The sequence below is a fragment of the Sphingobacterium sp. InxBP1 genome, from assembly GCF_026191775.1.
Lineage (GTDB): Bacteria > Bacteroidota > Bacteroidia > Sphingobacteriales > Sphingobacteriaceae > Sphingobacterium > Sphingobacterium thalpophilum.
The window spans coordinates 1-16,995 of record NZ_JAINDX010000035.1 but is presented as its reverse complement, the minus strand read 5'-3'; the positions used below and the strand labels follow the sequence as shown (position 1 = coordinate 16,995).

At 45.3% G+C, this 16,995-nt stretch carries 14 protein-coding genes; 3 read left to right on the top strand and 11 right to left on the bottom strand.

Going from position 1 to position 16,995, the window contains the following annotated elements:
- The 3 genes from K7A41_RS00875 to K7A41_RS00865 are packed head-to-tail and all read right to left on the bottom strand — an operon-like array spanning position 1 to position 3,104.
- Entirely contained in the window at positions 1-1,545 is a 1,545-nt protein-coding gene (locus tag K7A41_RS00875; protein WP_265712204.1) for an MFS transporter, read from the bottom strand.
- Between the two features lie 3 nt (positions 1,546-1,548).
- On the bottom strand, positions 1,549-2,610 hold the full coding sequence (locus K7A41_RS00870; protein ID WP_265712203.1) for an HlyD family secretion protein: 1,062 nt from the start codon (positions 2,608-2,610) through the stop codon (positions 1,549-1,551).
- Positions 2,611-2,657: 47 nt separating this feature from the next.
- Positions 2,658-3,104 carry a MarR family winged helix-turn-helix transcriptional regulator gene (locus K7A41_RS00865; protein ID WP_265712202.1) on the bottom strand — a complete coding sequence of 149 codons (447 nt, stop codon included), beginning with the start codon at positions 3,102-3,104 and terminating at the stop codon, positions 2,658-2,660.
- A 134-nt stretch (positions 3,105-3,238) separates the two neighbouring features.
- On the opposite strand from K7A41_RS00865, the gene K7A41_RS00860 reads away from it, so the two are divergent.
- Together K7A41_RS00860 and K7A41_RS00855 are read left to right on the top strand one after the other, a co-directional pair.
- Positions 3,239-3,715, top strand: coding sequence for a hypothetical protein (locus K7A41_RS00860; protein WP_265712201.1), 477 nt, complete (start codon positions 3,239-3,241; stop codon positions 3,713-3,715).
- A 110-nt stretch (positions 3,716-3,825) separates the two neighbouring features.
- Complete coding sequence (locus tag K7A41_RS00855; RefSeq protein WP_265712200.1) at positions 3,826-4,302, top strand: hypothetical protein; 477 nt, start codon at positions 3,826-3,828, stop codon at positions 4,300-4,302.
- A 48-nt stretch (positions 4,303-4,350) separates the two neighbouring features.
- Here the strand turns inward: K7A41_RS00855 and K7A41_RS00850 are convergent, their stop codons facing one another.
- From K7A41_RS00850 to K7A41_RS00840, 3 genes are all read right to left on the bottom strand, one after another.
- Entirely contained in the window at positions 4,351-7,674 is a 3,324-nt protein-coding gene (locus tag K7A41_RS00850; RefSeq protein ID WP_265712199.1) for a DEAD/DEAH box helicase, read from the bottom strand.
- Positions 7,675-7,676: 2 nt separating this feature from the next.
- A complete protein-coding gene (locus K7A41_RS00845; RefSeq protein WP_265712198.1) occupies positions 7,677-9,746 on the bottom strand; it encodes a TonB-dependent receptor in 2,070 nt (689 codons plus the stop codon).
- 137 nt (positions 9,747-9,883) lie between these two features.
- Positions 9,884-11,194 (bottom strand): BamA/TamA family outer membrane protein, encoded by a 1,311-nt coding sequence (locus K7A41_RS00840; protein WP_265712197.1) that lies wholly within the window; start codon positions 11,192-11,194, stop codon positions 9,884-9,886.
- 271 nt (positions 11,195-11,465) lie between these two features.
- On the opposite strand from K7A41_RS00840, the gene K7A41_RS00835 reads away from it, so the two are divergent.
- Positions 11,466-13,316, top strand: a complete 1,851-nt coding sequence (locus K7A41_RS00835) for a M1 family metallopeptidase (RefSeq protein WP_265712196.1) — start codon at positions 11,466-11,468, stop codon at positions 13,314-13,316.
- 73 nt (positions 13,317-13,389) lie between these two features.
- Here K7A41_RS00835 and K7A41_RS00830 read toward each other — a convergent pair whose 3' ends face one another.
- From K7A41_RS00830 to K7A41_RS00810, 5 genes are all read right to left on the bottom strand, one after another.
- Complete coding sequence (locus K7A41_RS00830) at positions 13,390-14,010, bottom strand: alpha-ketoglutarate-dependent dioxygenase AlkB family protein (protein ID WP_028071401.1); 621 nt, start codon at positions 14,008-14,010, stop codon at positions 13,390-13,392.
- Positions 14,011-14,034: 24 nt separating this feature from the next.
- On the bottom strand, positions 14,035-14,871 hold the full coding sequence (locus K7A41_RS00825) for a methylated-DNA--[protein]-cysteine S-methyltransferase (protein ID WP_028071402.1): 837 nt from the start codon (positions 14,869-14,871) through the stop codon (positions 14,035-14,037).
- A 78-nt stretch (positions 14,872-14,949) separates the two neighbouring features.
- Positions 14,950-15,237 carry a SelT/SelW/SelH family protein gene (locus K7A41_RS00820; protein ID WP_051607223.1) on the bottom strand — a complete coding sequence of 96 codons (288 nt, stop codon included), beginning with the start codon at positions 15,235-15,237 and terminating at the stop codon, positions 14,950-14,952.
- A gap of 123 nt (positions 15,238-15,360) precedes the next feature.
- Complete coding sequence (gene ygiD, locus K7A41_RS00815) at positions 15,361-16,218, bottom strand: 4,5-DOPA dioxygenase extradiol (RefSeq protein ID WP_265712195.1); 858 nt, start codon at positions 16,216-16,218, stop codon at positions 15,361-15,363.
- A 445-nt stretch (positions 16,219-16,663) separates the two neighbouring features.
- The gene (locus tag K7A41_RS00810) at positions 16,664-16,885 is read right to left on the bottom strand and encodes a hypothetical protein (protein WP_265712194.1); all 222 of its coding nucleotides are present in this window, start codon (positions 16,883-16,885) and stop codon (positions 16,664-16,666) included.
- Between the last annotated feature and the right edge of the window lie 110 nt (positions 16,886-16,995).

The window sequence follows — 16,995 nt, the reverse complement described above, 5'->3', positions numbered from 1 at the left end:
TTAAGATACTGGTATCTGCTGAGCATCTTTTGCTGTATTCCGATTCCGCCAGTCGAAAACTTTTCGGATGGATGACGAATGAAAAGGGAAGATCAAGATGATGAAAGTCAGCAACAGTCCCGCTATAAAAAGCCAGTTATAGCTGTCACGGATCGCCAACAGCGAGGATTGTATTTGTACCGTTTTACCCAGGCTGGCATGTCCGGCTATAAAAACGCTGGTCTTATCCATAAGTGTGGCGAGATGGTTTGCGTGTATAAGCTGTAGTCTATAATATCCATTCGCAAGCACATTGGCCCATATCACGGGCACCAGAAATGACCGGGTAAGTATCAGGAATACCAGGCCGGAGAGATAGTATCTGGATGGAATATTGCCCGCCATATAGACGCCGATGCCGATATAGGACGTGATAACGCCCATGCCTCTAAGAATCATGGGTAGCCAAAAGAGTGACTGTGCGGCTTCAGAGCTGACAATATGGGCGAAGAAAAAGCAGGATAGCGTATAGCATAGAGCAGAGAAGGCCAGGATGAACTTGCATTTTTTCGTGATCCTGAAATATAGGTACGCTATCCCTGTACCGAGGATATAGCCCGGTATCACATAGGTGTTTACTGCAGCCGTTTCTTCGGGGTTGACACCCAGCGTAATATTTAATAAAGAGGTGTAGAGTGAGGTGGAACTATAAAAAATCCCGAACAAAAATATGGTTACGACCGAAATGGGCAGAATCCTGGAAGCGAACGAGCTAAAATTCATGAGGGACTTCCTGATGAGCAGACTTCGGTTGACAAATAGGACGAGGAACGCTATGCTGGCAAGACCCGTTATCAGGATCCTAGGAGAATGGAGCCAGTTTTGTGTCAATCCATAAGTCGTAAAATACGAAAGATTCAGTAAGGAAATGCAAAGCAGGATATTGCCAAACCAGTCGTACTGGTATAATGGAATTCTTTTGAACTGGGAGGACTGCATAAACAGAATGCAGATCAGTAGGCCAATGCCTAATAGTATGTTCTGAAATAAAAATACAGCTTCCCAGTAGAATACGCCAGCTAAACGGGCGGCGATATAGCTCGCCAGGGCTGGTATGATCATCGTCATTGGATAATACACGGCATACAGCTGATAGCGCTCACCTCGCGGCATTAAAAATGGAATCATCTCTCCAATAATAGCCATGGTGACAATCATCTTGGCGCTTCCCACAAAAAACGTGGCCATGCAAATATTAATACCATTGCTCGCATGTTCGAGAATCATATTGGAAAAAAGCAGGATAACAATACAAACAATCAGCACAGCTTTCTTCGGACTGAGCTTGAATAGGCGAAATACCAAAGGAATAGCGCACACCATACCGGCATAATAACAGTATGTTGCCATGCTGAGGTCAGCACTGATACCAGCGTAACCATTCATCACATAGGTGTTGATGGAGGATGGAATCCCGTTATTAAAGGAGAATATAATATTAAGTATAAATAGCAAGAAGAGTTCCCAACGAGGGGAGACCCAATCTCTGAAAATTCGATCTCTCATGATTTATTTAACACGTATGATGGCATTCATGCCGGCGCGGAGCAGATCTAAATCGGACTTGGCATTGGCCGCTGTAAAATTGATCCGTACTGGAATACGCTGTTGTACTTTAACGAAATTGCCGGTGGAATTATCGACGGGGACGGCAGCATATTTTGAGCCAGTTGCTTCTGAAATGGCTATGACCTCACCTTCAAAGGTCTTTCCGGGCAGGGCGTCCATTTCAATACTCACTTTTTTCCCGATCTGTATGTTTTTCATCTGACGCTCGGTATAGTTGGCCGTGATCCACTTTTGTTCATCACGTACGATATGAACGAGGGGTGTTCCATTCTGAACGAGCTGCCCTTGCTCAATAGTCCGTCTGCCCAGTACCCCATCATATGGGGCGGTAATGACGGTGTAGGAAAGATTTAGCTTTGCCAGATCAATGGCAGCCTGTGCCCGTTGTAATGACGCATCATTTACTGACAATTTTTGCTCCGATTCACGTGTGCTGAGTTTTGATGTCTGTTGCTGGGCAAGCAAGGCCTTGTATTTAGCCGCCATTGCCTCATATTCTGCCTTGATCTGATCAAACTGATAACGCGTTACTGCTTCGTCCTTCACGAGACTTGCGTATCTCCTGTAATTGGCCTCCATGTTGTCCAGACGTGCTTTCATCTCCTCGATGTTAGCGTTCACAATCGTGGTGCTGTTGTTGGCAATAGCTATTCCTGATCGGACTACGGTCCGGTTGGCTTTGGCATCCGACCACGCCGCCCTTGCATTCTGCAATAGAATCCTGTACTCCGAATCATCCAGGATGACAAGTGTGTCACCCCGATGTACTTTTTGATGCTCTTCAAATCGGATATCTTTGATATAACCGCTGATGCGGGCATTGATCGGTGTAATATGGGCGTCCACCTGCGCGTCGTCTGTATAAACAGATTCGTTGATGTGGAAGAAGACCATAACGCCCCAAATGATAGTTACGGCGATCACTAAAGCGGATATGCTATTAATTACCCATATCCTTCTTCTTCTTTTTATCTCTTTCTCACTTAATGTTGGATTATTCATGGCTCATCGTTACTGTTCTACAACTTTTAATTAATCTCACGCCCGCATTATTGGGCGCCAATGATACGGGCCAACCTCTCCAGGAGCTCCGTGATTTCCGAGACTTGCTGTGGAGGAATTTCCCTTAAAATTGATGCGTAAAGATCTTGTTGTACCGGATTGAGCAGCGCTCTATAAGCGTGGCCTTTGTCCGTCAGTTCTATGAGATTGTTGCGCCGGTCGTTGGGATCACTGACACGTTTCACCAGTTCACGTTTACATAGATTGTCGATGAGTGGTGTGACACTGGCTTTATTTTTTTGGATAGCAGCTGCGATATCCTGCTGATTCATCTGCTCTCTTTTCCAGAGTACCGCCAGCACCTGCAGCATTTCGTACGTAATATCTAGTTGCTGCTCCTTAATTTTTTGGATGTAATATTGTTTTAAGCTTGTTCTTAGAGCAATGATACTATCCACCAAAGGTTTTACGGGATTGATCATTTCGTTTTTCATAGTGCAAAGTTAAATATAAAACAGTTAAATATCAAACTATTTATTCTTATGTAGTTAAATATATGTTAAACCTTCCTCGTCAGAAACTAATGGCATTTAAATTGAAAGTACATGAAAGATAAGTGAAAAAAAGTATGGTCAGAGTTGAATTCATATTCCTAAAGCGTTGTGTGCTTCTCCTGCCGATTTTAATTTGGGCAGGGAAGACGAAGGGTCAGCAGTTACTGTCTTTTGGCAGTATCGGTATGGATTCCCGTTTCGTACAGCGTTGGATAGACCCTTTTTACCCGATAATAATGCAGCCGAATGATAGCGACCCTGATGTAGTGTATACTGCTTCAGCAGAAAACGCACACCTGCATACCGGAGCGACGCTAAAGGCGAAGGCAACCAAAAAGGTCTTCAATGTTTCGGAGTTTGGGGGAAATCATGCTCACCGCGAGCGCCAGACAGATACCATAGCTTACGTATCTTCATCTTCAGGTGCAGTCTATCGCGTTGCACTTGATAGAAAGACCCAAGAACGACATGATGGGAAACCAGTTTTTATCGATGCAAAAGGTGAAAAATATATTATCGATTCCAAATATCAAAAGAAGTTAATCAAGTAACCCTACTCAAAGTTAAAGTTACGTTAAAAGGTGGTTGCGGATCGTTCGCAAACTCGTTATGGCATTCGTATTGCACATTTATTTTCGACTATTTAAATAACAATTGCGTTATGAAAGCAATAAATCGTTTCAAGAACATCACAGCTGCGTTAGCCGTGATGGGCGTATTAGGATTAGGACAATCCTATGCACAGACTGCTCCAAAGAAAATAGAAAAAGCAGCTAAAAAGACTGAACACAAAACAGCCATATTAACCAAGGGGATAACCACGTCGGAGGCAAAAGCAAAAAAAGCACCAACAGCGACGGCCGAAAAGAAAAATGCTGCATTGAAACCACAGGTAACGCAGACAAAAAAGGTTAGCGCGAAAGAGCCTGTCCATACCGCAGGCACAGAAAAAGCGGTGAAACAAGAAGTGAACAAAACGCAAAAAACAATTACAGCAGTAAAAAAAGAGACGGCTGTACATGCAGACAGAGCAACACGCGAAAAATATAATGGACATACCGTCTACGCTGGTCCAAAAGGAGGTCGTTATTATATGAACGCAAATGGCAATAAGACCTATCTTTCGGATAAAAAGTAAATCAGCGGAAGCGCAGTAATAAAAAGGGACATCTGTCCCTTTTTTAGTTTAGAGACTGTTGTGAAGTATATCGAGCAAGTAGTCTCTATCCAGATAAAATGTGTTTAAACTTCCCCCTTCCTCAAGGATACTGCTGCTAATTTCTTTTTTATGCTGTTGGAGCTGCTGTATTTTGTCTTCAACTGTATCGGGGCTGATCAGTCGAACGGCAGTGACCTGCTTTTGCTGCCCTATGCGATAGATGCGGTCGATGGCCTGTTGCTCTACAGCCGGATTCCACCAGGGATCCACTAGGTAGACCACATCGGCAGCCGTCAGATTCAGCCCTGTACCACCAGCTTTTAAACTGATGAGAAATACCCGTAAGTCCTGGTTAGACTGGAACTCGCTCACCAGCTGACCCCGATTTTTGGATTGGCCAGTCATCATGAGTGTGGGAATACCGTTTTTGTTCAGTGCATGGCGAATGAGATCGAGCATACTGACAAACTGTGAGAACACGATGATTTTATGCTGTTCCTTTTTATGCTGGATTTGTTCGACCAGCATTTCGATCTTAGCAGAGTCCTCAGCCACAGTTAGCTCCTCGCCTTGGAGCAGTTTGCTTGAATTGCAGATCTGGCGCAATTTTGTCAGGCCCTTAAGAACGTGCATGGGACTCTTTCTAATTTCGTCACCGTCTTTGGCTGAGATAAATTCGCGGAATTCCTTTTCGTAGAGATCGTAGATACGCCGCTGGGCGGTCTTCATTTCGCAGTACAGCACAAGCTCATTTTTTGCCGGAAGATCCTCCAGTACATCCTGCTTGGTTCTGCGAAGGATAAAAGGCCTGATTTTTTCGCGCAACATTTGTTTTCTCTTTCGGTCGTGAAAAGCATCAATAGGCATGGTATAGACGTCCTTAAAATATTTTTTATCTCCCAAGAGCCCGGGGACAATAAAAGAAATCTGCGAAAACAAGTCCATGGTATTATTCTCAATGGGCGTGCCCGTTAAAATGATCCGGTTTCTCGAACGTAATAAGTTGACCGCTTTATAGCGTTGCGAATCTGGATTTTTAATTTGCTGGGACTCGTCGAGTATTACGTAGTTGAATGTATATTTTTTCAGTACATTGATGTCCGTCAGTAGATTATGATAGGAGATCAGTGCGATATCAGCATTGGCGAGCTGGCCGGTCATTGATAGCCGTTTACTGCCATCCAGTACAAGAACCTCAAACGACGGGAGAAATTGCTGGATTTCACGCCTCCAATTGAAAATTAAGGTTGTGGGAAGCACCAGAAGCGTAGGGTCAGCGTGTCCCAATTTCTTTTGTAGGGACAGAAAAGCCAAAACCTGTACGGTTTTTCCAAGCCCCATGTCATCAGCGAGACATGCGCCAAAATGGAGCTGATCCAGAATGCTAAGCCATTGTACTCCTTGTTGCTGATAGGGGCGCAGGGTTCCTTTGAAGCTGTCGGGGATTTCGGTTGGCGGGAGAGCTGCCCAAGAGGAAAGCCGGTGGCGAAGACTTTTTAGTTCGTCTGATACGGATTGATCAAGCTCGTTCGGATCGAAGATGCTGTCGATCTCGTTAAACCGATATTTGGGAATCTGGATAGATGAATCCTCGACGACCGTCGCAGCACTAAAGTAGCCTTCAAATTTGTCTAACCATTCCGTTGGTAAAATCCCCAAAGTCCCGTCATCCAAGGTGATAAATTGAGAACGGTTGCGGACAGCTTTTTCCATCTTCTTGAGCGAAACGCTTTTTGGGCCAAACTGGACCTGTATTGTTGCGTTGAACCAGTTCAGACCACTTAGCACCTCTACGTGTATCTTCCCCTTAAAGCGGCTTAACTTATTGCCACGTAACGTATTGAATCCAATAATATGAATTCCTTGCCTATGCCATTCATCAAACGCTTCCAAAAACCAGTCCTTATCTAAAAAATACCTACGGTGCAGGTAGAAATGCTGAAAGCTGCCCTCATCCAATTGTTCCTGAAAATAGGGGTGCTGTTTTAGCAGCAGCGCTATGACTTTGCTTTCCGCCTCTTTCTTGCGGTCCACCAAAAACTGTTTTCCCTTGGTATCCGTCCCGAATATGTTCCGCTTGCTGAGTATCGGGACTTCCACATCTCCATAACGCATGACCGGAATAATATTTACGAAATCTTCTGATTCCTCTAGAAAAAGCAAGGGCTGCATATCCTGATAATAGAGGTTTTCCTTTAGCTGCAGCTTGTTTGCTTTGGGAATATCCTTGAACCGCAATTCCACTGTATTTGCGAGAGGATCCAAAAAAAGCTTGCTAAATGCATTGAACTTGCTTTGGTGTACCCGTAGGCATTGGCCCTTTTGTATGAATAGGCGAAAGAGCTTCAGATGAATTTTGTCGTCCAACAGATAAAGCTGCTTGTTGACCATAATGAAATGGTCGAAAACAATGTTAATGTCCTGCAGATTATAGGCGATACCATGGATACACCATTTCCCCCGGATGGTGTAAAAGGTTTTATCCTGTTCGATGCTGAGCTGTATTTCGCCTTTGTGCAGGCTGATCTGTATTGGAGACAGTGCGCTGGCGGTGATATGTTCTCCCTTATCAAAGTCGTGGAGATAAAAAGGCAAAGAAAGCGGGTTCCTAACGAGCGCCTTCAAAGCCGGCACAATATCTTGTTCCTGTTGGAGAATAGGTTGAGCCAGCTGGCTGACCGCTGTAAAAAATTGCGTTTCTTCCACCGCATTGGTGCGCCAGATACCTATTTGGCTGTCTTTGACAGAAACAGGGTTTTTGGGCGCTCCCGATTTCGCAAGTGGTGCCTGGCAAAGCCGCACCTGTAAATGCCGGTAATAGCGGCTACGTGTCAGAACAATAAAACTGTGCTGTTCTTCATCCGCTGGTAGTGCGGCTGCTGTCACTGGTTCCAGAAGGTCAAAATCGTCAACGGAGGTCAGCTGTTTGTCCTTCAGCACAAATTGCAGCTCACCATCGCGGATTTCTGCTCCAAAGTACTGCTCCAGCGACATTTCATTTTCGAGCCCATACTGTGAAGCTACTTTTTGTAACAGCTTGCCATAGCGCTGTGAATCGAAAAACGAAAGCCAGCTTTCCTGCCCAAACAACTTCGTCAATGTAGCTTTCTGATGACTGCAAAAGCCTTTCTGACTACAATTACAAAAGACGGTCGTGATCGGTGGTTGGTGTACGACCATCACTTGGAAGCGAGTATATTGGTCCTGTACGTAGAATATGCCGCGGTTTAGCTCAATTGCGACAGGATTGACCTGGCTAGATGAACTGGAGGTATCCATCCACGGAAAATATGAATAGCGGCTGATGATCTTAAAATCTATTGTCGATAAGCTGTGTTCGTGGAAGTCCATAGTTAAAAGTTAAAGCTCATGCCACCATAGTAATTTCGTAAAGGCGCTGGATTAAAATAACGGCCCCCAAAAGCGTTAATATCGTTGCCGAGACTATATTTTTGGTTCAATACATTGTCTGCCCCCGCAAATAGCACAATTTTATGGCCTGCTCTTACGGATTTCGTCCAGGATATTTTTCCTTGCAGGAGATGATAACGGTCTGCATATACGGTATTTGCATCATCCAACGGTAGTCTTCCTGTTAGATTGGAAAGTACATCCAGCTGAACCCCCTCTGGGAACAGCATACGCAATGTATTTACCCAGACCGTCTTGGGCACTGCTGTCAGTCTGTTGCCACTATAATCTTTATCGGCTACCTTATAATCGCTGAACACATAATCATGGAAGGAAAAGTTGCTCGACATTTGTACACTGCGGATAGGACCATCCTTGCGTGGCACGATCAGATAGGCCATGACGGACGCTTCAATACCTTTTTGGCCAATTTTTCCGGCATTCTGAAAATACTCCGCACCGCTCTCGCGGACCTGCCTGATGATGGCATTGTCCATTTGATAACTATAGACTGCGGCGTCGAGTGCCAGCCGGCGGTTCCATAAGTGCCACCGGAATCCGAGTTCATGATTGGTGCCAGTTTCGGGTAGCAGGTCGGCATTGAATAGGTTGTCGGACGACCGAACTTCAGCGATGGTCGGTGCTGAAAATCCCTTCGAAACCGAAGCTCTAACCGCCAATGACGGATTGATTAAATAGGAGGCTGCAGCGCGGGGCATCCAGGTATTACCAAAGTCTATTGCTGTCGCACGATCTTGTTCGAGTGGATACTGCTGTTGGTAGCCGAGCTTATTGCCATTCAATCCAATGGATAACTCTAGCTGCAGCCGCTCCATCCATTCCAGTTGTGTGCGGGCAAAGAATGCGCGTTGCCTGTTTTCCAGTTCGTCCTTGGCCTGAGGATTTCCCGTTTGCCCTCCATTATTATCATAATTATCGATATCATACCAGCCTTTTTGTGCCTCCACCCCGAATTGGAATTCATAGCTCAGGCTCTTTGTGATCACGTCGGTGTAGGATAGGTATATTTTTGTTCCCAGATTTTTCTCATTCCGCTTTTCATAATTGGTTATAAATGGATTCTTGATCAGGTTGGATGATCCAAAAATATTTGCAAACAAAGTTAATTTTGAATTGACGTTGATTTGGTTGCTGATACCTCCAAAAAATGTTTTGTCATAGATGGCTGCTTCCTGTTCCGCCGCGCCGGGGTTAGGTCCGCCCTTAGGCCGCGATTGCCGTCGGTCGCTCTCTAGTTGGGCGAGTGTCAGTCCTCCCGGTGTCTGATAGTCCAAATCGGCATATAAACCTGTGAATTTCAATTCAGCCTGTTTGGCATATTGCCAGTTGTAATTTAATTGGAGAGTCTTCTTGTTTAGGTTTGAATGTTGCCTATAACCGTCGCTGCGTGTCCAGCTTTGGTTGACAGCGAGCTGCTGGGTCGCATTTACAGGTAGGACAACACTGAGCTGCTGTTGCACAAGACCATAAGAACCTCCGGTGACCTGCAAGTCCGCCTTTGGGCCGGTGGTTCTATTAAAACCTTTGCTGTATAGGGATATCACGCCGCCCGAATTGGCCCCATAAAGGGAACCATCCGGTCCTTTTAATATATTTATCTGATCGATGGAGTAGGGGTCGATCAAGTTGAGATAAGTGTTGCCCCCTGCATCCGTGAGTGGAAAGTCGTCCAGATAGATTTTTACATTGCGCACACCAAAGGGCGAGCGGATCATACTGCCGCGCAAGGCCAAACGATAGCTGCCCGGAGACCGTTCCTCCATACGGATTCCGGGCACGGTATTCATCGCAGATACCAGTGAAGGCGATTGCTGTGCCAGCAGTGTCTGCGAGCGTAGTACAGCAGCTGAAGAAGTCAGCCAGAGCAGGGGCTGCTTGTTGAAATAAGCTTTGATTTCTACAGAGTCAAGCCTATAGCTGCTGCTGTCTGCCATTTGTGCATATAGCTTGCTGCTGAGACAGGCCACAGCAAGAAAATAATATTTTTTCATTTCAAAGTTAAGGTTGCTTACACTGCATCTCTGCCTCCCTGAAGGCGAGAAGAAAACGCCTGCTGTCACCCGCTTTTGATAACAACAATCTCGGCTAATTTAATCATTTTATGCAAGAAGTTTCAGGATCCCCTAAATTAGAAAGCTTCGTTCAGGCCTAGGAAAAAGCCGCGTGACCCATATTTTCCGATGGCATAATCCAAGCAGAGATTCGTCCGGGTGGCCTTATTGAACAGAACCCGCAGTCCTGCGCCCCCGCCCGGCTGCCATCTTTCAAACAGTTTGGTGCCCAGTTCATCGCTTGCGCTTTGCAGGTTGAAGAAAGCTGCACCGCTCAGAAAGCGGTTTTTTAAAATAGGGAAACGGTACTCAGCTTCGGCATATGCAAAAGAAATTCCTTTGAAATAACCGATGGTATAGCCGCGTCCTGTCCGCACTGCTGCATCTCTTCCCGTGCCGGGCAAATCAAAGTAGGGAAGGGTACCTCCTAATTTGTAGGAACCCCAGTACCAGAATGCTAATATATGTGCTGGGTCCGACTTTGAGAGGCTGAAATATTTGCGGAAATCGGTGGTCAGCTGCACAGCGTTTTTACTGCTGCCCAAGATTGTAGTGTTCCACCGAATGCCGACATCGGAATAAATACCTTTATACGGCCTATTGGGATTGTCTCTGGTCGTATACTGCATGTTTAACAGCACTCCGTTGGAATTATAACTATCGGGAGAAAATCCATGTTTCTGGGTGTAAATGGTATTGGGCGTAACATCACCCAAGGGGCCGCTGCTCGTAATTTTGCGGCGGAGGTCAAAAGCCAGGCCAGCACCAAGGAATAGACCATCGGCCACTCGTTTATACACTTTTTCGTTGAATGTAAAGGCATTGTATTTGGCTCCGTATTTCCTATGTTCGGGATTCGCCAGTACTTCTTCGTCTTCATTGGTCCATTTGCCATGCGGAGTCATACCCAGTCCGGCATCCAGAGCGACCATCTTCACCAAGGCAAATGCACCTTGAAAATTGAGTTTGTTATTTGGCGTAAAAACATTGTGGCTGATATAAAAGACCATAATGTTTTTTGTTGTGATAGATGCCGATGTGGCTGCAATGGACATTGTCGTTGTCTTTGGGTCCCCCAGTACTTTGCCTGCAACAGCTTTTATGCCGATCTGTCCGCCAATTGTTGGATTATAGGCGACGTTTGGCATCAATGTGATCGGTGAGCGTTTACTGGACCTTTCTCTTTTTCGTTTGGGATGGATAATTCGACCAATAAGGTCCGATATGTCGTATTGGCTCGCCAATATGGAATCACGCTGATGCTTATATAGTAGCGTCGAGTCTGTTTCGTGTGCAGATTGAGCATCCGCCCGAATCGGGAATAATAAAAAACAGAAGATGGAGAAGCAAAAAGTGATTAAATATGTATATCGTAAATAATGCTGCATATATTCGGGTTTATCTCCAAACTAAACGTCGAAAATACCAAAATTGTTTTACGGCGAGGATGGCTATTAAGGTGAGTGCTTTGCACAAAATTCCGCCTATTATCCCGCACATGTGCGGCCGCTGTACGGATGGATACACTATTGCGTGATAGTATTAGGGTAAACTCCCTCGGAAACCCTGACAATAAACTTGCAAATTAGTGGGAATTTATCTTAGTTTTGGTGATGTAATTCGGAATATATGATAAAATCAACGATACGTTACTGCAGTATGGCATTACTGTTATCAGCAGGCTATGCGCAAGCACAGGATCTATATACCCCCCGTAATATTAGGGTGGCGATGGAAAAGGGTACGCGGGCGGCAAATGGTGCGCCGGGCAAAAAATATTGGCAGAACTTCGGTAAATATAATATCAGTTTTAGGCTGGATCCTGCTAAAAGGAAAGTGACTGGGAGTGAAACTATCCAATATTCGAACAACAGCCCCGATACCTTGACCAAGTTGGCCATCCGGTTCGTCAATAATGTACATAAGCCGAATGCCGTCCGGGCCAACTATGCTTCGGACGACTATCTGACCTCCGGTTTGAAGATTACATCATTGAAGCTCAATGGGCAGGCTTATCAGGTGAACAGTCAGGACTGGGGCACGGTGAAATTGACTGATTTTGCACAAAAAATGCTCCCGGGAAGTATATCAACCTTGGAGATCAGCTGGGAATATCCACTTTCAGCCGAAAGTGACCGCGATGGAATGCTCAACGAATCAACATTTTATTGTGCCTATGCTTATCCACGCGTGTCGGTATATGACGATTATAATGGCTGGGATCTTTTGGAGCACAATGGCAGACAGGAGTTTTACAATGATTTCAACGATTATCAAGTGACGATAACTGTTCCCAAAAACTTTGTTGTATGGGCAACAGGCGAGCTTCAGAATGCAGCAGAAGTATTGCAGCAACCTATACTGGCCCGTTTTGAAAAGTCAAAGCATACTGATGCGGTCATACATGTCGCAACAGCAGCAGAGATGAAAGCAGGTAAGGTAACGGCGCAGCATGAGTGGAATAGCTGGAAATTTAAGGCAAGCTATGTCTCTGATTTTTGTTTCAGTGTGAGTGACAATTACATTTGGGACGCTTCCAGTGTGGACTTGGGAAGCAAACGTGTAAGTGTACAGTCCAGCTATGTTGCCGGGACACCCGATTTTGAACAGTATATAGGCTGGCAGCAGTACTGCATTGAGTGGTTTTCGAACAACTGGCCCGGAGTCACGTACCCGTATCCAACGATGACTGCAGTGCAAGGTTTCGCCGATATGGAATATCCCATGATGATCAATGATTCCAGTGTACCGGACAATTTTGTTGATGCCCGTCAGACCGCCGATCATGAAATTGCACATACGTATTTCCCATTTTATATGGGGATCAACGAAACCCGCTATGGATATATGGATGAGGGTTGGGCCACAGCCCTGGAATATTGGATCGGTAATGCCGAAATCGGCGAAGAAAAAAACAAAGAACTTTTCAAGGACTCTCGTGTAAAGCGTTATATCTTTGATCCTTCAGCAGAAGAAGATCAGCCGCTGATAACCATGACCTCGCAACTGAATGGATTGGGCTACGGCAACAACGCCTATATCAAAGCTGCGTTATCTTATATCGCCTTGCGGGATTACTTGGGTGATGTGGTGTTTAAAAAGGCCCTGCATCATTATATGGATCTTTGGCACGGCAAACACCCCACCCCATGGGACTTCTTTTATAGTATCAATGCTGGTGCGGGCCAAAACCTGAACTGGTTTTGGAAGAACTGGTATTTTAGCAATCACTATATAGATTTAAAGGTGGATAGCTTTGACCAATCCGGTCACAACAAAAAGCTGACTATTGCCAATGTGGGCGGATTTGCTGTTCCTTTCGAGGTGAAGATTACCTATGCGGACGGATCGGTGGAGACCAAGCATCAGACCCCTGCAATCTGGCAGCAGGATGAAAAACGAGCTATTATCACTTGGACATCTTCTAAGAAGGTTCAGAACATAACATTGGATGGCGGTGTGTTTATGGACTACACGGCCAAAGATAATAGCTGGCAAAATGTAGATTAACAGGTAGCTTTGTGCCGGCCATGGGGACCAGTGGAATGGCCGGCACAAGATCCTCACACGGGACCTTTGCCAGTTATGACGTTTGGAGGTTGTCAATGGTTCTGAATGTCAAGTTGATCCGCGGTTCAAGTACCTTTTTAGTAGGAGGTAGGCGGTGCAACCAATAGGTCTGCGTACGGTCCTTCATGACCAGAAGGCTGCCATTTCCCAATGTAAGTTCGACTTTTTCCTTTGTCGTCTTGTGCTTAAATGCAAACTTGCGTTCGGCTCCAAAGCTCAAGGAAGCAATGGCACCATTCTTTTTCAGGTCTTTTTCTCCGTCACTATGCCAGGCCATACCCTCATCGCCGTTGTGATAGAGATTAAGTAAACAGGAGTTGTAAGTCTCTTTCGTGTGCGCTTCGGCAAGGGCTTTCAGTTCAAGCAGCTCCTTTGTCCAGGGCAGGGCTTTTTTAGTCGTATTGGAATAAGTGTATTCAAACGCACGCTCGCCGTACCAGGCGACTTTACGTTTGGTGATGATTTCATTCCCAAAGATGACAGCCCGGTCATTGACCCATTGAATGGAGCGAAGCAGCAAATCAAAATACTGGTTAGCCTGCTGATCGTTCAATATCTTACCATAGTAATTGGCAGTACCGTCATAAGGAAGCAGGTTTTTATTACTATCAAATAGGTTGTCGAAAAGTTCCATGATATCTCTATTAAGTTAAGTCCTTTATATGGCAGTGTACAAGCCTTCCCAGCCGATCATCGCTGTTTTTCGCATCGGATCCCAGCGGTAGCCACCAAAAATGCCACTGTTCTGAATCACACGGTGACAAGGGATGAGATAGGCGATGGGGTTACTTCCCACTGCCGTGCCGACCGCCCTGGATGCCGTTGGTTTTCCGATCTGTGCCGCAATGGAGCCATAGGTGCTTAAATTGCCCATAGGGATTTTTAGTAATGCTTCCCATACTTTCAATTGAAACTCTGTACCCTTCAGATGCAGCTTTACGAGACTCAGATCGTTGTTTTGAGGGTTTAACGCTTTTAATGCGCTCCCGTGCATGCTATCGCTTTCAAGCCTAAAGTTTGCTTTTGGAAATCGCTGTCGCAGGATTTCGAAAGCAGCTATATGATCTTCCTCATATGCGATGTGGCAGATTCCTTTGGGAGTGGAGGCAATGATAATTGGACCAAAAAGCGTTTGATAGTAATTATAGGAAATTAACAGATTTGCGCCTTCATTTCTGTACTCAGCCGGAGACATGCCTTCGATGTTGATAAACAGTTCGTGCAGCCTGCTGCTGCTGGACAGTCCCAGCTGAAATGTCGTTTCAGCGATGTTATTCTCCTTCAATAAGGATTTGGCGTGGTTTAAGCTAATATATTGAAGAAACTTCTTGGGGCTAGTTCCAGCCCAAGAGGTAAACATTCGCTGGAAATGTGCTTCACTCATATAAACGTGAGAAGCGATCTGTGCCAAGCTGGGTTGCGTCTTATAGTTATTTTGTAAGAAATGAATTGCCTTGGCGATACGTTGAAAATCTACTTCTTGCTGAATAGTCATGATTGTCCTTTTAGTTTATACAAAGTTGCGAAGAACAAGACACTCCTAAAATCCGATTTATGCTAAACCAGAGAATGGTTAGACGGTTTTGTCCGAATGGCCGAGGGACTTTTCGGGTGCAACAACATTACGTATCAGCTGTTTCAGTTCTTTGATTTCCGGAAAGCGGCCTTCTCTCTTCCGGTCGAAGATTTCGTTGCCATCTACACGTACTGTATAACGGCCGGCAATTTCACTCGGGACAAGCGTTACGCCGTATACGTCTTCAGTAAATGAGCTTAATACTTCCTGAGCCATATAGGCAGCGCGCAGCATCCAATTGCATTTAGGACAGTATTCTATTTCGATAATGGGTTTTGTTGCCATGAGGGTTTTCGGTATCTTTTTACCTTAAAACAAAGATACCGAACTCGTTGCTGGTATCAAAGGATATTGGGAAAAAGCTGTGGCAGGCTAGTGGTCTCCTTGTCTAGGCGTATCCATTTCCGTTTAGCCTATCTTTAAAGATGTCATATAGAGTGAACCAGCGACCGAATTATCGTTGAAGAGGAGCAGGTCTTCATTTTTTTCCTGCAGCGCCAATGTGTAGATCAAAGGTATATAATGTTCAGGCGTAGGGATGGCAAGGTCAAATTCACGCCCCTGTTTTCTAAAGTCGATCAATGCCTGATGGTTGCCGTTCTGGATAAATGTTTTCATTCTCTCATTTGCTATCGCTGCCCATTCGTAGGCGTATCCTGAGCTATGGAGTTTGTCCCAGTCGACCATCCTGAGATTGTGGACCATGTTGCCGCTTCCGATAATCAATATACCTTTATTTCGGAGGGCAGCCAGCTGTTTGGCAATTTCATAATGGTAAGACGCTGGTTGTGTATAATCAATGCTCATCTGTATGACGGGGACGTCGGCAAGCGGATAAAGGTGTTTTACGACCGACCAGGAACCATGATCCAGTCCCCATTTTTCGTCTAGGTGTACAGGCGTTCTTGTAACCAGACGCTGTGTCTCTATTGCCAGTGAAGGGCTGCCGGGGGCAGGATATTGCACATCAAATAAAGCCCGGGGAAAGCCGCTAAAGTCATGTATGGTGCTAGGATGCTCCATCGCAGTAACATATGTTCCACGTGTTTCCCAATGGGCAGAGATCACAAGCATTGCTTTTGGCTTTTCAAAGGTTTGGCCTATGGCTTTGAAACCTTGTACAAATTCGTTGTCTTCAATGGCATTCATAGGACTTCCATGACCAAGAAATAATGCCGGAAATTTCGCTGTTGCCGTCAATGCGGCACTGAATTTCGCCAATGTGCCTGCCTTGCCAGCGATGCCAGATAGGGGGAAGGTTGTCATACTCGTTTTAGATTGCTGAATTGCGTATATCTTCTTTGTATATCGATGTAATAAACTTTGAAGAGTTTGTTCCAAAGATTGACTTATGTGATTTTTCCGGATACGAATATACTAAATTAGATGGTATTAACTTAAAACTGCGATACGACCTCAGAAAGGTAAAGTTTAAATTGTAAGGCGGATTGTCGGCCAAGTGTATATTAATTTCTGAATAATTTCCTATCAATTTCAGCAATAAAACCAGATTTATAGTAGTTTTACAAGGATATAACAAGGGATTAACAAGGGTACACCCCTATAATACCCCTGTTAACCCCCTGTTAACCCGCTGTTATATCCCTATTAATGCAGAATTTAGGCATAACTTGGTGAAATTTAGTTAGGAGTAGGGGCAAAATGCTGTAAACTGATTGGGATACTGCAGTTGCTTGTATCAGTACGTTTGCTATTTATCGGCCGAAGTCTTTCCGTTCATATCGTTTGCCCCGGGCCGGATTTTCCGGCCCCGTCTCAAACGCCCGTCCATTTTTCCTGGGAGCTGGCTGCTCTGCCCTCTGCTGTCCGGTTCGGCTTTCCGGTAGAACTGCGCCCGGCTCCGGGCAGCTTGTCGTGCTTTCGGACCCTGTTTGCGGTCCCGGCGCAGCAAGTTTGAAAAACAATCGTGCACCTGTCCAGCGTGTTAGGGCAAAAACAAAAAAAATAAGGACAAAAGTCTTGGAAGTTTGTTCCAAAAGTTTCTATCTTTGCACCACTCCGCAAGGGAGGGCGGGCTGCTGC